Below are 18,013 nucleotides of genomic sequence, written 5' to 3' on the forward strand. Positions count from 1 at the left end.
TTGGTGTTTATTTAACAAGGTGGATATTTGTTTCAATGTCTTCTGGTGTAATAAGCGAAAGTTGATTTAAAAGCGCAATTTGAAAGTCGCCTGGCCGATTTTCAATATGATCGGCGGCTTTTTCACTTGCAACACCATAAAACGCAAGTACGCCGTATGCAGCTAGCAGCGGATCTGACTCAACAGCTGCGAACGCACCGAGAAGAGAGGAGAGAAGGCAGCCAGTACCGGTTACCTTCGTTAAGATCGGGTGGCCGTTACCAAGTTTAAGTGTCGTTTCGCCATCTGAAACAATGTCGATCGCCCCTGTGACGATGACCGTACAACCAAACATTTTTGCGGCTTTTCTTGCTAGCATTTCGCTATTTCCTTCTCCTTCTGTAGCATCAACGCCTTTAATTGACCAATTTTTCCCTGAAACATTTGCAATTTCAGCTCCATTTCCTCTTAGAAATTGCACATCGACTTCTTTAAGAATATGTCGAGCTGTTGATGTTCGATACGGAGTGGCCCCTGCTCCGACCGGGTCGAGAATAACAGGAATGCTCATTTCATTCGCCGCTTTCCCAGCGATGACCATTGCTTCCACGAGTTCTTTTGTTAACGTGCCGATATTTAAAACAAGAGCTCCAGAAATCTTGGCCATATCAGCGACTTCTTCTTTCGCATAAGCCATAACAGGGCTTGCTCCTGCAGCCAGTAAGCCGTTCGCTGTAAAATTGGTAACAACGGTATTCGTTATATTATGAACGAGAGGGGATGCCTCTCTTACTTTAGTAATGAGGTCAGCTGCCTGAGATTTTTCCACGGTCAACATCCTTTCTTGCTTGTCATTTCTAATGGTTTTTCCTTTTTTTATTGTAACAATAAGGCATGTTCGTGAAAATAAAAAGAAAGGAGTTCCCTTTCCTTTTTTAAGGTCTTGAGTAACGATTCCAAAAACGTATGATCCATGAAAACGGAAATGGTAGTCGGTATCCGGCTTTTTCAAGTTGTTTTAGAAGGTTTATAAACGCGCCGCCAACGCGGCGCTGCTGTTTTAATTTTTCTTCATTCGCTTTTACTGTAATGCGATAGCCATCTTGAAGTCCTTCGATTTTCACTTCTTTTGCACCAAGCTTTTCGGTAGTTTCTTTCATCACTTTCGGATCTTCCATCTTTATTTCTCCTTTTTTAACCAGAGTCGTTTTTCCATTGCACTAACAGTAAAGAGAGCGAGTAGCGTAATGCCGCCGGATATGACAGTAGGAAGGAATAGGGATTGAATCTCAAAAGCAAGACTTATAAAATATCCAATAAAACTTAACGAAAAAAGAATAAAGGCATAGTGTTTATTCCATAACATACTTTTGGAGCGAATTTCTGTTTTCTTCAAGTTTTCTTCCCATTGACGATGATCGGTGAATTCATCCGAAAGTCGATCAAGGGGATTTTCAATTGAAGAAATTCTTGCATAGAACTGCTTCAAAAGTTGTTTAGGGTCATAGCCAGCCGATTCCTCGCGATTGATCCACTCTTGAACAATTGGTTTGCCTTCTTCAATTAAGTCAATTTCAGGGTCCAAGGTATAGAGGATGCCGACAATTGTTGAAATGGCTCTACCTAGAAAAGCGAATTCACTCGGTAACTGAATAGGCTGCTTGTTTACGAGCGTTTGCACTTCCTTCAAAACTTGTTCAGCGGTATCTTCATCCATCATCGTTAAATCCTGTTCAATGAATAAGGTGACTAGCGTTTGAATGGCTTTCTCAATCTGTCTCTTATCAGAGTTAGGAAGAAGGAAGCGCAATTCGTCTAGAGCCTCTGTTACATCGCTGTACTGACTAAGCACGATCCCGGTAATGAGCTTTCGAATGGAAAGGGCATCCCTTGCTTCAATATGTCCGACCATGCCAAAATCGATGAAAACGATCGTCCCGTCTTCTTGAATAAGAAGATTGCCAGAGTGAGGATCGGCATGAAATTGTCCTTCTTGAAGAAGCTGTTCAAGATACCCCTTTAAAAGCTTGCGAGCTAGCTCTCGTCGATCAATGGCTTTCTCGTCAATATAAGAAAGGTTTGTTATACGAGCGCCTTCCATCCATTCCATGACGAGCACTTTTTTCGTTGACCATTCTGGAACGTAATTTGGCACCCGATATCCTGGACTATCGCTGTAGCGCTCCTTAAAGTGAAGGCCATTTTTCAATTCTTTCTTAAAATCAAGCTCATCTTCAATCACATGACGAACTTCATCGTAAAGCCTGCTTAAATCAAGCTGTTTGCCGTACGACGTAAACTTATCCATGAGCCAGAACACGATGCGAAGGGCTTGAAAGTCAGCCCGAATAATCTTTCGAATGTTCGGGCGGCGTATTTTAATTGCTACTTCTTCGCCCGATTTTAATGTTGCTCTGTATACCTGTCCTATGGAAGCTGATGCAATCGGACGATCTGAAAGGTTGTCAATCACATCTAGAACGTTCGCTGCCCATTCTTCTTCAAGAATTTGTTTCGCTTTCTCCCATGAAAAAGAAGGGACGCGGTCAACGAGATCTTCAATTTCTTCTAGAAAAACTTTTGGAAGGATATCCGCTCTTGTTGAGAGGAATTGTCCTAGCTTAACGAGCAATCCTTCAAGCCGAATCGCTTTTTCTTTGTACTCCTTTGCCTGCTTTTTTAATAGTTTCTGCCAGCGTTCCTGATCCCATGAATGCTTGCTTTTTCTTCGAAAGCGTTCAAGTTGGAGGAAGAACTTAACGGACATCCAAACGATCACACTAATCCGATACAGCGATTGATATTTCATAGACGACTCCTACTCCTGAATAAGTTGTTTAGTGTTTAACATAGCCTATTTCCATTGATTAGAAACAATTTATACGAATAAGGAGCACATCAAAAACCCCTATCACAACTTGCGATAGGGGTAGATTTGAAATGCATTACTTAAACCGGTGCATTTACTTCAAGGTCTTCAATTTCTTTCTCCTGGTATTCCACATCTTTTCTAGCATTAAAGCGATCTGCTTTTTCAACGGTTACGGTAATGTTGTAGTCAGGAATACCCGCATATTTCTCATATCTTCCTCGAGGTAAGAGGAAGTTTCCTTCAGGAAAGTGTACTTCTAGATTGCCACTTGCGATATCTACAAATTTAGCTTTTCCTTGAAAGACACCGAATCCATTGTAAACGACAATTCCTTCTCCTTCAGTGATGCTTAGTCTGCTTGCATCTTTTGCATTCATAAGCACGTCATATCGCTCTGCTTTATTGAACGGGTCAGTTTCTTTATAGACCATAGAGTTAAATTGCTTGCCGCGTCGTGAGGTCACGATAAATTGTCCTTCCTTTTTACCCAGGTCGGGTATTTCAACAGAAACAAGGTTTCCTTTCCCATCGGACGTCGGGCATATCCCATCTTCACATAACCACGCACCACCCCATTGGAATACATCGCCTTTCTTAGATAGGTGTTGAACACCGTCATAATCGGGATTTGCGATGGCGATTTCATCACGGATCTCCTGACCTGTTGTGAAATCAACAAAGTGTGCCGTCTCTGGTTTGATTCGTTTAGCAAGGTCGATGTAGATCTTCCATTCTGATCGAGCTTCTTCTACCTGATTTTGATTTCCGTCTATTTCTGGAGAAAAATAAACCATTCGCTCGGTTGAAGTAGATGTACCGCCACCTTCTTGTTCATATCTCGTTCGAGCGGGTAGCACGATAACGGCTTCTTTAGCATCCACCAGAGTAGAGGTGTTAAGGATAATATCCTGATGAACGCGTATATCTAGCTCAGACAGGGCTTTTTCTATAAAATCAGGATCGGGCATCGTTTCAAGAAAATTTCCTCCTGATAAGTAGTAAAGTTTAATCTTTCGTTCGTGATCTTCTGGAAGGACGATGTTTTCTAAGGTCACCCCGACGATATCACCCTGCCATTTCGGTAGCTCAAATCCCCATACTTGTTCCATCCGCCGAATGTTGTTGGCGTCAAATCCACCTCCAGGTAAAACAAACGGATCGGCTCCCATTTCTCCCGACCCCTGTACAGACGAGTGTCCACGGAAAGGCATTAAGCCACTATTTTTTTTGCCAAGAAAACCACGAAGTAGAGCAAGATTAGCGACTTGGGAAATGTTGTCTGTAGCGAAGGAGTGCATGGTTAACCCAAGGGCCCATGCAAAAACAGCGCTTTGACTTTTGGCTAGAAGAAGAGAGAGTTCGATGATGCGTTCTTTTGCTATGCCGGAAGAGCGGACGATCTCCTCCCATGATTGGAGTTGAACGTTTGCTTTTAACGCTTCATACCCATTCACATGCTTTTGAACAAATGAGTGATTAATCGCTGAGCCATGCTTCTCCTCTTCCATGTCAAACCAGTGCTTCATAATGCCGTGCATAAAGGCAATATCCCCTCCAACGTTTACCTGATAGAAGTCGTCCGCTAATTTGGTTCCAAATAGAGCGGATTCACCGTTTGATGGGATCCAATATTTGTCCATGGCTGGCTCTTTGTACGGATTGACCATAATGATTTTTGTTCCTCTTTTTTTCGCTTCAAGCATGTACTTTGTGGAGACAGGCGAACTATTTGAGGCAACGCTTCCCCAGAACATTAAAACGTCCGTTCCAAACCAATCCTGATAATTTACTGTCGACGCACCTACACCGATTGAGCGTTTTAAGGCGGTTTTACTCGGTGAGTGGCAAATGCGTGACGCGTTGTCAATATGGTTAGTACCTAGAAATCGAGCCACTTTTGACGCTACGTAATAAGACTCGTTTGTAATTCCTCTTGAGGTTAAGTAAAAGGCATACTGTTTTGGATCAAGTTTTTTCATCTTTTGTGCGATAAGATCCATTGCCTCCTCCCAAGTAAGACGAGAGAAATGGTTTTCTCCTTTTCGGCGAATTAATGGGTAAGGGATCCGTCCTAATTTGCGAAGTTCCGTACTGCTGTATTGACGAAGCTCTTTAATATCGGAATGAAGGACGTCCTGATCGATTGCTGGCATCGTGTTTAGTCTTAGTACGTTAAGTCGTGTCGTGCAAACGTGAGGACCTTTTAATGTTTGATCGTATAATCCTGAAACCCCTAAAGCACAGCCATCACAAACGCCCTGTGTTAAAATTCGGGTCGCATAGCTGATATTATCACGATTTTCCCATGCGATTTTGGCAGTGTCTCGGAAGTGCTGAGGTTTTACTTTTCCTAATCCAAAGGGGATGGGACTTACCCAATGCTTTGGCTGTGGCTTCTTTGTTGCTTTAATTGGTCCTTGATGTTTTGTTTTACCCATATGTTTCACTCCTTTAATTCATTCACTACAAATAAAAAACCACTGCTCGCCCGTCGGTTGTGACGGAAAAGCAGTGGTTGAGTCTTTAGCAGGGTCGCTACCAAGTGCCTAACCAGAGGTAATTTATATGTTTTCTATTAAGAACTTTTCATTTTTTCTTCTATGTTTTGGTCAAATACAAAGATTGACATCCCAAAGTCACGATCAATATCGATATCGACGAAGAGGTCAAGAAATTTACTATCTAGAAACTCTTCCATCTGCACCGGAGGATTATTGCGATACATTTCTTTCACCATTTCAGTTCTTGCAGCTCGAAGCATTTGTTTACCGTCATCTGCGCTAGCAATAAATTTTTCTACAGGTGAAAGGTTTCCTTCCATTTCACAAATTGCCCAGTTTTTGCAAAACGTTGTTGTGATCTTACTTGGTCCTTTGCCCATGTGTTTCTTACGAAAAGAACGAACAAGGTTGCTAAATTCTGCTTCATACTTATTCATACTGTCCTACCTTCTTATCGAAATGATCTTATCCACACTTTACTACATGAACTTAAAGAATTTACATATTTACAGCCGTAGGTGCTTCATTTTCTTTACGTAGCCTACGAATATCTTTTCGAATGACGATTGAAATAATGAGGGCGACAACAAACATGCCCGCAAAGAAAGTTAAGCTTGCAGCGTAACTTCCAGTTGTATCCTTCATCCATGCAGCAAACATAGGTCCAACAAGTCCTGCTGCGGCCCAAGCTGTTAAAATGTACCCGTGAATCGCACCGAGCTGTTTAGTGCCAAACATATCACCAATATAAGCTGGGATAGAGGCAAACCCTCCGCCATAGCACGTATACACGATCGCTAGCATGATTTGAAACAAGATCGCTGTTGTTGTATGTGGAAGAAGAGCAAACAAGCCAATTTGCAGAACGAAGAAAGTGGTATACGTATTGGGACGCCCGATGTAATCGGAAACGGATGCCCAACCGATTCGCCCAAGCCCATTGAAAATTCCCAGGACACCAACGAGTGCTGCAGCTTCGGTAGTCGTTAATCCGATACTTTCTTGCGCAAGCGGTTTTGCAGCAGACAAAATGGCAATTCCGCATGTTACATTAATAAATAGCATGAGCCATAAATAATAAAATCGTGACGTTTTGATCGCTTCGTTGGCTGTTAACTGGGAAAGATCACCGGATTTTTTCGAATGCTTTTGTTTTTCTTTAAATCCTTTAGGGGCCCAGCCTTCAGGAGGTTTCTCTAAATATAAAGAAGAGGCGACCATGATAATGAAATAACTTGCTCCTAGTATGTAAAAGGTATTGGCGGTTCCAACGGATTTAATTAACGTATCCATTACAGGACTTGCGATCGCTGCTGCGAATCCAAAACCCATTATGGCAAGTCCAGTCGCAAGACCGCGCCGGTCAGGAAACCACTTAACTAGCGTTGAGACGGGAGCGATATACCCCACCCCAAGTCCAATTCCTCCAAGTGCTCCATAGAATATGTAAAGAAGAGGAAGAGAGCCGAGATTTACAGCGAACCCAGAACCGAAGATACCAATTCCAAAAAAACTAGCTGCAAGAAGGCCAGCTTTCCTTGGGCCATACTTTTCTACAAAATGACCGAGAAATGCTGCGGATAAACCTAAAAATAATATAGCGAGACTAAATGTAAATTGTACTTGTTTAGCTGACCAGCCAAATTCGTTAATAAGCGGGTCGGTGAAGTTACTCCAGGCATAAACGGAACCGATCGAAATATGAATCCCTACTGCAGATGTTGCAATTAGCCACCTATTTTTAACCTTTTCCATCCACTACATCTCCTTTAGTACATTATCAAGCTAACTAGTAAAACAAAATAAAAAACTGTCGATCTACCAAATAAGAGAATGGGCATTCTCTTGTAGGTGATTGACAGTTAGTAGTTAGCAGGGAACGCTACTATCAAAACCAACAGTTAATCGCTTTCACTTTTGTTGTAACCATCAAAACCGATGACAGGTTCGCTACCTCGTGTCTTTAATTGTTACAACATCATGAACTTTTATAAATAATAGCATAAATTTTTACAACCAATCAATAAATTCTTGCAGTTTAGTAGAATCGAGTGAATTATTTAGATCGGTTTTTATGCTTCTTATGAATGAAAAAAGAAAGTAAAGCAGAGGTTGCCAGTACAATAATGGTTACTAAAAAAGAATTTTCCGCACTTGTATAATTGCCTGCGCTAGAGTAGGAGGATTGGTTATGGAAAACAGTGAAAAAAATTCCTGATAATAGCTGTAAACAAAAAAATAACACGATAAAACTGCTAACGAATGAGAGGTAATTCTTCATCAATATTGTTCCTTTCTATGATCAATAAAGCTAGTCAAAGCGGCTTATTAATATTACTTCGCGTTTCGTTTCGATTACTAGGGGGAGAAAAATCAAAGCTACACGTATCCTTGATCGTAAGTACTGTTTCACCTTCCAAAAAGAGGGGAATGGTAGAAACAGACTTTGCAATTTCTGTTTAGGGAGGACAAAATCGTGAAACGTGCTATGCTCATAATAAATCCATCGTCGGGTAAAGAAAAAGCAATGAATTACGAAGAAGAAGCAGTAAACATTTTACAACAAAATCATGTGGACGTTACAGTGAAATATACAGAAAAAGAAGGGGATGCGATCCGTTTTGCTAAAACCGCATGCGAGAATCATTTTAACACGCTTGTCGCAATGGGGGGAGATGGAACGATTAATGAAGCCATTAACGGATTAGCAAGTGAGTCGGAGCGCCCTAATTTTGGCTTCATTCCTTTAGGGACGGTTAATGATTTCGCAAGAGCGCTTGGTATCCCAATGCAACCGAAAAAGGCGCTAAAAGTTCTAGCTCAACAGCATACTAAACCGGTCGATATCGGACGTATTAATAATCAGTACTTTATGAATGTGCTTGCTGTAGGAGCGATTGCAGAAGCCGTATACGATGTGACGCCTGAGCAAAAATCCAAATTTGGACCGCTTGCTTATTTAATTGAAGGTGGAAGAGCGCTAAAAGATAAAACACCGTTTGAACTAAAAGTGACGTATGATGGGAAACAATGGAATGGAGAAGCGTACATCATGCTGATTGCTTTAACGAATTCAGTAGGAGGGATTCAGTCTTTCGCCCAGCATGCTGAAGTGAATGATGGGTATTTTCACATCTTTATTTTAAGAGAATTTTCTCTACCTAAAGTATTTAAAATTATCCCAGATCTCTTTAGTGGAAAATTACAAGACAACGCTCAAGTGGAATATTTCCCCGCATCTAAACTAAAAGTAGAGTCAGATCATGAACTTGTCGTCAATATTGATGGGGATGAAGGCGTCCATCTTCCATTTGAAGCAGAAGTGAAGCACAATGAATTACATATTTTTGTTCCTGAAGAGTAGGACGCCTACTCTTTTTTCATGTTGCGTTGATTGAATACCTAGTGCATCTCTAAATGTCCTGCTTCTTATTCTCATTTTTCATGAATAGGCTAATTGTGATGAAAACTGGGATGAGGTGGAAAGCATGGGACAAAAAGTATTGTTTTTTGGAGACGTTGGGATTGATGACACGATTGCTCTGTTGTTTGCTTATTTATCAGAAGGTATAGAAGTGATTGGTATAGTAGCCTGTTATGGTAATGTATCGAAAAAGCAAACAACGCGGAATGTGCGTTACTTACTTCAAGAAGTGGGTCGAACAGATATCCCAGTAATGGGTGGTGCGGAAAAGCCAATGACAGGTGAAGTGCCAACATATTATCCGAATGTTCACGGTCCAGAAGGTTTAGGTCCGATTAGTCCGCCACCAATTGAAGCTGAGCCATTAGAAAACTTCTTTGACGTTATTCCTCTCATTGAAAAATTTGGAGAAGAGTTAGTTATCGTTAATGTGGGTAGAATGACGTCCCTGGCAACGTTGTTTCTTCTCTACCCTGATACAATGAAAATGATTCAATCGTTCTATATTATGGGTGGAGCTTTTAATGTACCAGGGAACGTCACTCCGAGTGCAGAAGCGAATTTTCATGCGGATCCCGTTGCAGCGAATATCGTCATGAAGTATGCAGAGAATGTTTTCTTATTTCCCCTAAACGTAACTCAGCACGCTATTGTAACACCAGGAATGGTCAATTATATAGAAGCAATAAGTAAGCCTCCTTTTCTTAAACCGCTTCTAGATTATTATTACGAGGAATTTTATCAAAAGATGATTCCGAATATTGAAGGAAGTCCCGTTCACGATGCGCTCACTTTAATGAGTGTCCAAGATAATAGCATCTGTACTTTTTACCGTACGCCAGTTGCAGTAGAAATTACTGGAGAGGCGCGGGGGCTTAGCATCGGTGATTTTAGAAAATCCTTTGAACAAGCAGAATTTGATAATAGGCCGGCTCATCATGTGGCGATCGAACTGAATTATTTTATGTTTTATAAATTATTTATGGAAACCATGACGGGAGAGACATTCTAGAAAGTGAAACCTTTTCTTGTCATTTTCCGTAAAGAGAGTAAAATCGATAAGAAAACACTATTTTTTTAGCTACCTAGTGACAAATTGACTTTGATTAAGTATAGAGGTTGGTTCCCCTTATACAAGACATCTGTTGCGAATAGATTAAAATATAGAAACGTAACAAATGTAAGAAGTGAAGAGGGTGCTTGTGCTTGAACGACATTGAGAGAATGATGATTAATATCAGAATAGAAGGGACAAGTGTTCTTCAGAAACCAGATGACTTAACGATCATCGGTAGAGGAAGAAGTGCAGTTGTTTTTAAGTTCCCGGATGAGCAAAAAGTTCTTAAAGTTTTTTATCCTGATTTTGTTCATCTTGCAAGACTTGAAGCATCCATTTATCAAGAGTTAAACAATAATAATTACTACCCTTCTTTCTATGAAGGAGGAGAGGGGTATGTCGTATTAGAATATTTAGAAGGACTGACCTTTTACGAATGTTTAATTCAAGGAATCGTGATTACAGAGGAAATGATTGCAAAAGTTGATCATGCTCTTAACTACGCACGTAAGAAGGGGCTGAACCCTTCAGATACGCATCTCCAGAACGTTATGCTACTATCGAATGGGGAAGTTCGCGTCATTGATGTCGTTCGCTTTCGCCAAAGCAAGGTGTGTACACACTGGGAAGATCTTAAGGTGGCCTATGACCGCCTTTATTCATCTCGTTTCTTTCCGAAAAAATATCCAGTGTGGTTTGTGGAGATGATTATTCGCCTTTATCGTAAAGGCTTTATTCGATTGAAAAAAAGGAAGTGAAGACACAGTGCAACAATCGCGCTTATTTCGATTTTTTATTTGGCTTCTTCTTATTTTTACAGTGATTTGGGTTGGCAGTAAAATTGAATTTATTTTTCGTCCCCTTGTTATCCTAGTAACAACATTAGCGTTTCCGATTATTGCAGCAGGAGTGTTTTATTACATTCTACGCCCTGTCATTTCGCTATTAGAAAAATGGAAAATACCAAGGCCGCTCGGTATTCTTCTCGTTTATCTGGCGCTAGCTGGTGGTGTAACGGGACTTGTTATTAGTATTGGCCCTGTACTTGTTGAGCAATTTAATAGTCTTGTAAAGGGTGCCCCAACGCTTGTGAATGATTTGCAATCCGCAATTAACGATTGGCAGAGGAATCCGTACATAGCTAGAATTCTTCAAAGTGAAATGATCGACATACAGGGATTGACCGATCGCATTTCTGGTTCAATTGGAGAAATTAGCTCTTCTTTCGGAAATTACATCTTTTCAATCCTAAATGTTGTCACGAATGTGCTCGTTGGGATTGTTCTTCTTCCATTCATTTTGTTCTTTATGCTGAAAGATGGAAAAAAGCTGATGCCATCCTTACTTTCAGTCGTTCCTAAAGCCCACCGGAAAGAGGGAGCGAAAATACTAGAAGATATGGATGATGCGCTAAGCGGATTTATCCAGGGGCAGCTGATCGTAAGTGTCTTTATCGGAACGTTTGTTTATATTTGGTATGTCATCATTGATCTTGATTATGCCTTAATTCTCGCGATGATTGCTCTCTTCCTTAACGTAGTCCCATTTATCGGTCCGATTATCGGAACAGCACCGGGCGTCATCGTCGGACTCATCCAATCACCGCTAACAGCTCTATGGGTTGTTCTTGGTGTCATTGTGATTCAACAAATTGAAAGTAATCTTGTCTCCCCGCTTGTGATGGGGCGTAAACTGGATATTCATCCCTTGACGATCATCTTGCTCCTATTGGTGGCCAGTAGTCTCGCAGGGTTTCTCGGGCTTATTCTCGCCATCCCAACGTACGCAGTTCTAAAAGTAATCTTTACTCATACGTATCGGTTAATTAAGCTGCAGCAGCGAGGCAAGCATTCAACAAACGAATAAAAAAAGACAGGTTCGCTAAGCGAACCTGTCTTTTTACTATTCAATGACGCGTACCGTTACATCTTTGCGACCCCAGTTAAGGGCGTTTTCTTGACTTGGAATAAAAACATCAATTCGATTGTGATCGATGTCACCACCGATGTCAGCTGCAATCGCAGTTCCATATCCTTCCACCTCAACAATAGAGCCTAGTGGGATTTGATCTGGATCAACAGCAATCACTTTCGCATCAGGGTATTTTTCTAAATCAATGCCCATCTTAGTAACGCCAGAGCAACCTGTGCAGTCAGCCGTATAAGCTGTACTTTCAACAGTCATTTCTTTTCCAGCCGCCGACTCAGGTGATGCCATTTGATCTAACGCTCTTCGTGTAGCTGGTCCAGCAATTCCATCAGCTGCTAACCCTTTGTTACGCTGAAACTGTTCGATAATAGCGACCGTTCCTGAACCGTAAATTCCATCGACTTGTCCTTCATAGCCAGCTTGTTGAAGCTGACTTTGTATATGTATGACCTGTTTTCCAATATCGCCTCTTCTAAGTACTTGTATCGCTTTGTTTGTTTCTGAGCCGGCAAGACCATCCACTTGCAAATTTCGGCTTTCTTGAAACGCAACAACGGCATTTTCCGTAATATTACCAAAATAACCTGTAGCTGTGTGATAAGGAAACATTCCTTTTGTCATTAAATAGTCCTGTAGTTCTTTCACATCTTGCCCAGAATTCCCATTTTGCATCGTTCGATCTCCTAATGCCGCTGAAGCAAAGGATGGTGTGGCTACAAAAATAGCGCTTACGATTAGTAGCGCTGCCACGATTCTCATTTTTTGAATCATCATTTCTCCTCCTTAAATGATTTTACATTACAAGTGAAACCATTCGGCTAGAAGAAAGGATATTCGACGTTTTATCAACAATATACGACATATTGATTAGAAAAAGACCAGATAATGGAATGGTTGAACGATGAAAAGAGACTCAATTGGAATTGATCGTTGACTCTTTCACTTAAGAAAAGGAAAATGGAATGGGTATCTATAAGAACGGTTTTAAGAAAGGGGAAACGCGTGTTGTGAAAGAACTTGAGCGAAAGTGGATTCATTTAATTAACATCATCCTTGGAGTAATTATCGTTCCATATTCTATTCTTGAAATCGTTGCTGTCCTTAAGTTAGCTGACAACAATCAATATTTATTTGTCCCTGTTGGGCTATTAGCACTTTGGCTAATCCTGTATCTTGTTCAGTTAAAACAGATGAAAACCCTCCTTGTAATGGGCGCTATATTTCTAAATGTGTTCTACTTATTTTTTGTTATCCCGCAATTGCTATATTAGAAAACTTTCTGGATCTTCAACATAATGAATACTTTTATGAAAAGCGGGTATTGTACTAAAGTGGTCATACTGATCAACAAAGTACTTAGAAGATAAAGGAGAGGAATTCAAATGACTAAAGTATTAATGGTCGTAACAAATCATACAGAAATTGATTCAGAACACAAAACAGGGTTATGGCTTGAAGAGTTCGCTGTCCCTTACAACATCTTCAAAGACAAAGGATATGATATTAAAGTAACTTCGATCCAGGGTGGCGAAGTTGAACTTGATCCAAATAGTATTCCAGAGGAAGACCCGAAAGAATGGGAAGATGCACAGAACCAACTTAAGAATACAACAAAGGTAACGAAAGAAGACGCGAATAACTTTGATGTTGTGTTCCTACCAGGTGGTCACGGTACGATGTTTGACTTCCCAAATAGTGAAGTTCTACAGCATATTCTTCAGGAACAAGCTGAAGCTAATAAAATTATCGGCTCTGTTTGCCACGGTCCTGCTGGACTAGTGAACGTTACGTATAAAGACGGTACTCCTCTTGTAAAAGGGAAGAAAGTAAGTGCATTTACTGATTCAGAAGAACGTGAAATGGGTCTTGTTGAACAAATGCCATTCTTGCTAGAATCAAAGCTACGCGAAAAAGGAGCGAACTTTGAACTAGCGGATAATTGGTCCGTTTTTTCTGTTCGTGACGGTAACTTGATCACAGGACAAAATCCTCAGTCAAGTGAAAGTGCTGCGAATAAAATCATTGAAGCAATTGAGGGAAAATAAAAACATTCTTATCGTAATAAAGCGAAATGCTTTGAATGAATAAGGATTGAAAAGGAGTGGGCCTGTTTTGGTTCGCTCCTTTTCTATGTTTGTTCTTTTTTCTAAAGAGGAACAGAGCAAGCAGATGTAGAATGAATGAAGAAGAGGATGATGAGTTTGAAATTAATTTTATCTCACCCTTTTGTTAAGGTGACACGAAAAATAGAACGGAACGAGCAGAAAACGCTTGAGCAGGAGCACTCTTTAAAATTATATGAAGATCGTATTATCGTTGGGCAGGATCAATTTGCGATACAAGATGTGTTTGATATGTCATATCGTTTTCAATCAACCCTTTATGGCTTTTTATACCTTCATACCAATCGTGGTGTGGTTACATTTATTATTAAAAAGGATCCAACGGTTTTTATTAATGAATACCGAAAGCTCATATAAGGTATAGGAAGCAAATAGGAAAAATAAATTAACTATAGCTTTGTTTAATGAAATTGAAATGAGAGAAGGGGGTAGGTTATGATGGGGATCGACAAACGGGTAGTGCTTTCTAATGGCGTTAAAATGCCTTGTTTAGGCTACGGTGTTTTTAAGATGAGCGATGAGGAAGTAATTAAAGGTGTTAAGATTGCTCTGGAAACAGGCTATCGAGGAATTGATACGGCTTCTTATTATGAAAATGAAGAAGCGGTTGGAATGGCGATAAAGGACTCGGGTGTTCCGAGGGAGGAAATCTTTCTTACTTCTAAAGTTTGGAATGATGAACAGGGATATAACGCTACATTAGCCGCGTTTGAGCGTTCGCTTGAGCGCCTCAACACCGATTATCTCGATCTTTACTTAGTTCATTGGCCCGTACCGCACTTATTCCTTGAAACGTGGCAGGCTTTAGAAAAGCTCTATCATGAAGGGAAAGTTTGTGCGATTGGCGTTAGCAATTTTGAAACCCATCATCTTGAAGCCATTTCTCGGATCTCAACTGTGACACCGGTGCTCAATCAAATTGAGCTACATCCGGAATTAATTCAAGGCGAAATGCGAGATTATTGCCGATCAAAAGGAATCCGAGTTCAAGCATGGTCTCCGTTAAAGAGGGGGCAGGTGCTAAGTCATTCCGTTATTCAAGCCATCAGCGATCGTTATGGGAAAACCCCTGCTCAGGTTGTGATCAGATGGTGCTTACAACATGACCTTCTCTTAAATGTAAAATCAACTCGTGAAGAACGAATTAAAGAAAATGCAGATGTGTACGATTTCCAATTGACGGATGAAGAGATGACATCGATTGATTCCCTTCATGTAAATAGTCGTATCGCCCATCATCCAGATCATCTGGATTTTTATGAAAGAACGGTTCCGGGTTTTAAAAAATCAAAATCTACCACCTAAAAAAGACGCCACTGGCGCCTTTTTTTGTGGAACTACTGTTTTGTCCAGATTTTTTTTAAGGGCCCATCGACTCCGAAAACGGGATCGAATTCAGGTACAGGCACATTTTGAATGTTCTCAAGAACCGTAGGACGCTCATTTGGCTCCCCAGTTCTAAGATCGTGATCGCGGCCATCTGGATAGGCGCCGACAACGAGAAAATCGGAGGAAGCTTGTTCTCTTTTGTGACCAACTCCTGCGGGTATGACAACAACGTCTCCTTCCTCTACACGAATCGTTTCTCCTTTTTCACCCCCGAACGTAATCGAAGCGTCTCCTTTTACAATACCAAGTACTTCGTGTGTGTTGCTGTGGTAGTGGTGATAAGGAAAAACGCCATTTTGCCATGCGTTCGTCCACTTGTTCTTGTTAAAAAGGGCCTTCGCATCGCGGTTTTCTAAAGCAGCATGATAAAGGGTAAGAGGGTACAAAGCGTTGTTTGGAATCTTGCCGTCATCATCAAAGTAAAACGTATTAATCATTTCTTTCTTCATGTCATCACTCCTTCTTTCATATGTATACGTTTTTGAGCAAAGTGAAACATGAGCGTTTAGGAAATGGAGTGAAGGGAATTTACCTACGAATCAATCCTTCCCCCTTGGGTTGAAAAAAGATGAGCGTTGGAGTTGACTAACTTGTCTATACAAGATAGACTACAAGGTGAAACATGAACTTGTCTATACAAGATGTTAAATAAATGAAAGCGGTTGAAAGGAGAAGATATCAATGTTGAAAAAACTATTTGGTAAAAAAGAAAAACCTTCTGAAGAGGTTATCTATGCTCCGTTAAACGGTAAGGTTGTTGAACTTGAAACGGTTCCTGATCCGACATTTTCACAAAAAATGATGGGAGACGGTGTTGCGATCGAACCTACAGATGGCAAAGTAGTATCACCGGTAAACGGTAAAGTTATTCAATTTTTCCACACAAAGCATGCTGTTGGTATTGAGTCTGAATCAGGTCTTGAGATTTTGATCCATGTTGGTCTTGAAACAGTTGGCATGGGTGGCGAAGGTTTTGAAGGTCACGTGAAAGAAGGCGACAAAGTAAAAGTTGGCGATCCACTTATTACTGTTGACCTTGATCTTGTGAAAGAAAAAGCAGCAAGTACCATTACGCCTGTCATTATTACGAACGCAGATGTTCTTGAAAATGTTGAGAAGAAATACTCAGCTGGTGCTTCAAATGAAACAGAAATTATGACTACGAAAGTAAAAGGTTAAAGGAATGTAACTTAGAGAGTACTGCTCCACGTGCTCTCTAAGAAAAAGCTTTTTTACTAAGGGGGAAGAAAACATGGCGATTAATCGAGAGTCTGTTGAACACATTCTTGAAGCCATTGGTGGAAAAGAGAATATTTCGACCGCCACACATTGTGTGACTCGTCTGCGTCTTGTCTTACATGATGAAAGTAAAGTTGATACAAAAGCATTAGAAGAGAACGAACTTGTGAAAGGATCCTTTTCCGCTAATGGACAGTTCCAGGTAGTTATTGGACAGGGAACGGTTGATAAAGTATTTAAGATTTTTGCAGAGTTGGCAGAAATTGAAAGCGCGTCCAAACAGGATGTAAAGGATGCGGCAGCAAGTAAACAAAACATTCTTCAGCGCGGAGTGAAGACGCTAGCCGACATTTTTATTCCGATTTTACCTGCAATCGTAACAGCTGGCTTGCTTCTTGGGATTAATAATATTCTCACAGCACCAGATATTTTCTTTAGTGATCCGCTAGTCGAAGTCTATCCGCAATGGGCGGATTTAGCGAGTATTATTAACCTGATTGCCAATACAGCCTTCGTCTTTTTACCAGGTCTGATCGGTTGGTCAGCCGCCAAGCAATTTGGGGGAAGTCCATTACTCGGTATTGTGCTTGGTCTCATTCTCGTCCATCCTGACTTACTAAATGCGTGGGCCTACGGTGAGGCAGAGGATATTCCAACATGGAACTTATTTGGTCTTGAAATTGAAAAAATCGGTTATCAAGGTCAAGTATTACCCGTACTAGTATCAGCTTATATCTTAGCGAAAATTGAAACGTTCTTAAATAAGCGAATACCAGATTCGATTCAGATGCTGATCGTGGCGCCTGTAGCGTTACTTGTCACTGGTTTCCTTGCATTTACACTTATTGGTCCCGTAACATTCTGGATTGCAAATCTCTTAACGGATGGCTTTATTGGCTTGTTTGATTTTGCGCCAGCCATTGGTGGACTAGTGTACGGTGCCTTGTATGCGCCGCTTGTTATTACAGGAATGCACCATACGTTCCTTGCTGTTGACTTACAGTTAATTGGTAGTACGGGCAGCACTTTCTTATGGCCAATGCTTGCCCTATCGAATATTGCGCAGGGTGCAGCTGCACTTGCGATGATGTTGATTACGCGTAATGAAAAAACAAAAGGTCTTGCAGGAACGTCAGCTGTATCTGCCTTTCTTGGTGTGACCGAGCCCGCGTTGTTCGGGGTGAACTTACGCTTTAAATTCCCATTCTTCGCTGCGATAATCGGATCAGCGATTGCTGGTCTTGTCATTACCGTTAGTGGCGTTGAAGCAACATCAATCGGTGTAGGCGGTATACCAGGATTCCTTTCCATTTTTAAAGAATACTGGGGTGCTTTCTTTACAGGTATGGCTATTGTACTTGTTGTACCATTTGTTTTAACATTCTTATATGGAAAACTGAGAAAAGTAAGCGAGTAAAGAAAAGGAGCGATATCATCAGGTGCGTTTTAGCTCCGATGGTATCGCCTTTGTTTTTAACTATTTAATCTAACAATAGGAGT

18 protein-coding genes are annotated in these 18,013 nt (G+C 40.8%); 10 read left to right on the forward strand and 8 right to left on the reverse strand.

Annotated features, from left to right (window positions below; translation table 11 throughout):
* Window positions 1-7 precede the first annotated feature (7 nt).
* The 6 genes from thiM to PQ578_RS11490 form a co-directional block, all read right to left on the reverse strand.
* The gene (gene thiM, locus PQ578_RS11465) at window positions 8-808 is read right to left on the reverse strand and encodes a hydroxyethylthiazole kinase (protein WP_420541543.1); all 801 of its coding nucleotides are present in this window, start codon (window positions 806-808) and stop codon (window positions 8-10) included.
* Between the two features lie 106 nt (window positions 809-914).
* Window positions 915-1,157, reverse strand: coding sequence for a hypothetical protein (locus tag PQ578_RS11470; protein ID WP_273834446.1), 243 nt, complete (start codon window positions 1,155-1,157; stop codon window positions 915-917).
* Between the two features lie 2 nt (window positions 1,158-1,159).
* A complete protein-coding gene (locus tag PQ578_RS11475) occupies window positions 1,160-2,788 on the reverse strand; it encodes an ABC1 kinase family protein (RefSeq protein ID WP_273834447.1) in 1,629 nt (542 codons plus the stop codon).
* Between the two features lie 140 nt (window positions 2,789-2,928).
* Entirely contained in the window at window positions 2,929-5,289 is a 2,361-nt protein-coding gene (locus tag PQ578_RS11480) for an FdhF/YdeP family oxidoreductase (protein WP_273834448.1), read from the reverse strand.
* 137 nt (window positions 5,290-5,426) lie between these two features.
* Window positions 5,427-5,789 (reverse strand): Na-translocating system protein MpsC family protein, encoded by a 363-nt coding sequence (locus PQ578_RS11485; RefSeq protein ID WP_273834449.1) that lies wholly within the window; start codon window positions 5,787-5,789, stop codon window positions 5,427-5,429.
* Window positions 5,790-5,850: 61 nt separating this feature from the next.
* On the reverse strand, window positions 5,851-7,107 hold the full coding sequence (locus PQ578_RS11490; RefSeq protein WP_273834450.1) for an L-lactate MFS transporter: 1,257 nt from the start codon (window positions 7,105-7,107) through the stop codon (window positions 5,851-5,853).
* 721 nt (window positions 7,108-7,828) lie between these two features.
* Between PQ578_RS11490 and PQ578_RS11495 the strand changes: the two genes are divergently transcribed.
* From PQ578_RS11495 to PQ578_RS11510, 4 genes are all read left to right on the forward strand, one after another.
* The gene (locus tag PQ578_RS11495; protein ID WP_273834451.1) at window positions 7,829-8,716 is read left to right on the forward strand and encodes a diacylglycerol/lipid kinase family protein; all 888 of its coding nucleotides are present in this window, start codon (window positions 7,829-7,831) and stop codon (window positions 8,714-8,716) included.
* A 124-nt stretch (window positions 8,717-8,840) separates the two neighbouring features.
* On the forward strand, window positions 8,841-9,788 hold the full coding sequence (locus tag PQ578_RS11500) for a nucleoside hydrolase (RefSeq protein ID WP_273834452.1): 948 nt from the start codon (window positions 8,841-8,843) through the stop codon (window positions 9,786-9,788).
* A gap of 194 nt (window positions 9,789-9,982) precedes the next feature.
* Entirely contained in the window at window positions 9,983-10,591 is a 609-nt protein-coding gene (locus PQ578_RS11505; protein WP_273834453.1) for a serine/threonine-protein kinase, read from the forward strand.
* 7 nt (window positions 10,592-10,598) lie between these two features.
* Window positions 10,599-11,699, forward strand: coding sequence for an AI-2E family transporter (locus PQ578_RS11510; RefSeq protein ID WP_273834454.1), 1,101 nt, complete (start codon window positions 10,599-10,601; stop codon window positions 11,697-11,699).
* A gap of 36 nt (window positions 11,700-11,735) precedes the next feature.
* Here the strand turns inward: PQ578_RS11510 and PQ578_RS11515 are convergent, their stop codons facing one another.
* Complete coding sequence (locus PQ578_RS11515; protein ID WP_273834455.1) at window positions 11,736-12,533, reverse strand: peptidoglycan-binding protein; 798 nt, start codon at window positions 12,531-12,533, stop codon at window positions 11,736-11,738.
* 191 nt (window positions 12,534-12,724) lie between these two features.
* On the opposite strand from PQ578_RS11515, the gene PQ578_RS11520 reads away from it, so the two are divergent.
* The 4 genes from PQ578_RS11520 (at window position 12,725) to PQ578_RS11535 (ending at window position 15,190) form a co-directional block, all read left to right on the forward strand.
* Complete coding sequence (locus tag PQ578_RS11520; protein ID WP_273834456.1) at window positions 12,725-13,033, forward strand: hypothetical protein; 309 nt, start codon at window positions 12,725-12,727, stop codon at window positions 13,031-13,033.
* Window positions 13,034-13,144: 111 nt separating this feature from the next.
* On the forward strand, window positions 13,145-13,807 hold the full coding sequence (locus PQ578_RS11525) for a type 1 glutamine amidotransferase domain-containing protein (protein ID WP_273834457.1): 663 nt from the start codon (window positions 13,145-13,147) through the stop codon (window positions 13,805-13,807).
* Between the two features lie 156 nt (window positions 13,808-13,963).
* On the forward strand, window positions 13,964-14,242 hold the full coding sequence (locus PQ578_RS11530) for a hypothetical protein (RefSeq protein WP_273834458.1): 279 nt from the start codon (window positions 13,964-13,966) through the stop codon (window positions 14,240-14,242).
* A 78-nt stretch (window positions 14,243-14,320) separates the two neighbouring features.
* Entirely contained in the window at window positions 14,321-15,190 is an 870-nt protein-coding gene (locus PQ578_RS11535) for an aldo/keto reductase (protein WP_420541544.1), read from the forward strand.
* A gap of 32 nt (window positions 15,191-15,222) precedes the next feature.
* Here PQ578_RS11535 and PQ578_RS11540 read toward each other — a convergent pair whose 3' ends face one another.
* Complete coding sequence (locus PQ578_RS11540) at window positions 15,223-15,723, reverse strand: cupin domain-containing protein (protein WP_273834460.1); 501 nt, start codon at window positions 15,721-15,723, stop codon at window positions 15,223-15,225.
* A gap of 232 nt (window positions 15,724-15,955) precedes the next feature.
* Between PQ578_RS11540 and PQ578_RS11545 the strand changes: the two genes are divergently transcribed.
* Both PQ578_RS11545 and treP read left to right on the forward strand, forming a co-directional pair.
* On the forward strand, window positions 15,956-16,453 hold the full coding sequence (locus PQ578_RS11545; protein WP_160920022.1) for a PTS sugar transporter subunit IIA: 498 nt from the start codon (window positions 15,956-15,958) through the stop codon (window positions 16,451-16,453).
* Between the two features lie 73 nt (window positions 16,454-16,526).
* Entirely contained in the window at window positions 16,527-17,930 is a 1,404-nt protein-coding gene (treP, locus tag PQ578_RS11550) for a PTS system trehalose-specific EIIBC component (protein WP_273834461.1), read from the forward strand.
* Window positions 17,931-18,013: the final 83 nt, after the last annotated feature.

It is taken from the genome of Guptibacillus sedimenti (assembly GCF_028610665.1).
In the GTDB taxonomy this organism is placed as follows: Bacteria; Bacillota; Bacilli; order Bacillales; family Guptibacillaceae; genus Guptibacillus; species Guptibacillus sedimenti.

What these genes read in the sequence shown, in the direction of transcription:
- PQ578_RS11470 (WP_273834446.1), bottom strand. Translation starts at nt 1,157, where the DNA reads ATGGAAGATCCGAAAGTGATGAAAGAAACTACCGAAAAGCTTGGTGCA.
- PQ578_RS11475 (WP_273834447.1), bottom strand. Translation starts at nt 2,788, where the DNA reads ATGAAATATCAATCGCTGTATCGGATTAGTGTGATCGTTTGGATGTCC.
- PQ578_RS11480 (WP_273834448.1), bottom strand. Translation starts at nt 5,289, where the DNA reads ATGGGTAAAACAAAACATCAAGGACCAATTAAAGCAACAAAGAAGCCA.
- PQ578_RS11485 (WP_273834449.1), bottom strand. Translation starts at nt 5,789, where the DNA reads ATGAATAAGTATGAAGCAGAATTTAGCAACCTTGTTCGTTCTTTTCGT.
- PQ578_RS11490 (WP_273834450.1), bottom strand. Translation starts at nt 7,107, where the DNA reads ATGGAAAAGGTTAAAAATAGGTGGCTAATTGCAACATCTGCAGTAGGG.
- PQ578_RS11500 (WP_273834452.1), top strand. Translation starts at nt 8,841, where the DNA reads ATGGGACAAAAAGTATTGTTTTTTGGAGACGTTGGGATTGATGACACG.
- PQ578_RS11515 (WP_273834455.1), bottom strand. Translation starts at nt 12,533, where the DNA reads ATGATTCAAAAAATGAGAATCGTGGCAGCGCTACTAATCGTAAGCGCT.
- PQ578_RS11520 (WP_273834456.1), top strand. Translation starts at nt 12,725, where the DNA reads ATGGGTATCTATAAGAACGGTTTTAAGAAAGGGGAAACGCGTGTTGTG.
- PQ578_RS11525 (WP_273834457.1), top strand. Translation starts at nt 13,145, where the DNA reads ATGACTAAAGTATTAATGGTCGTAACAAATCATACAGAAATTGATTCA.
- PQ578_RS11535 (WP_420541544.1), top strand. Translation starts at nt 14,321, where the DNA reads ATGATGGGGATCGACAAACGGGTAGTGCTTTCTAATGGCGTTAAAATG.
- PQ578_RS11540 (WP_273834460.1), bottom strand. Translation starts at nt 15,723, where the DNA reads ATGAAGAAAGAAATGATTAATACGTTTTACTTTGATGATGACGGCAAG.
- PQ578_RS11545 (WP_160920022.1), top strand. Translation starts at nt 15,956, where the DNA reads ATGTTGAAAAAACTATTTGGTAAAAAAGAAAAACCTTCTGAAGAGGTT.
- treP (WP_273834461.1), top strand. Translation starts at nt 16,527, where the DNA reads ATGGCGATTAATCGAGAGTCTGTTGAACACATTCTTGAAGCCATTGGT.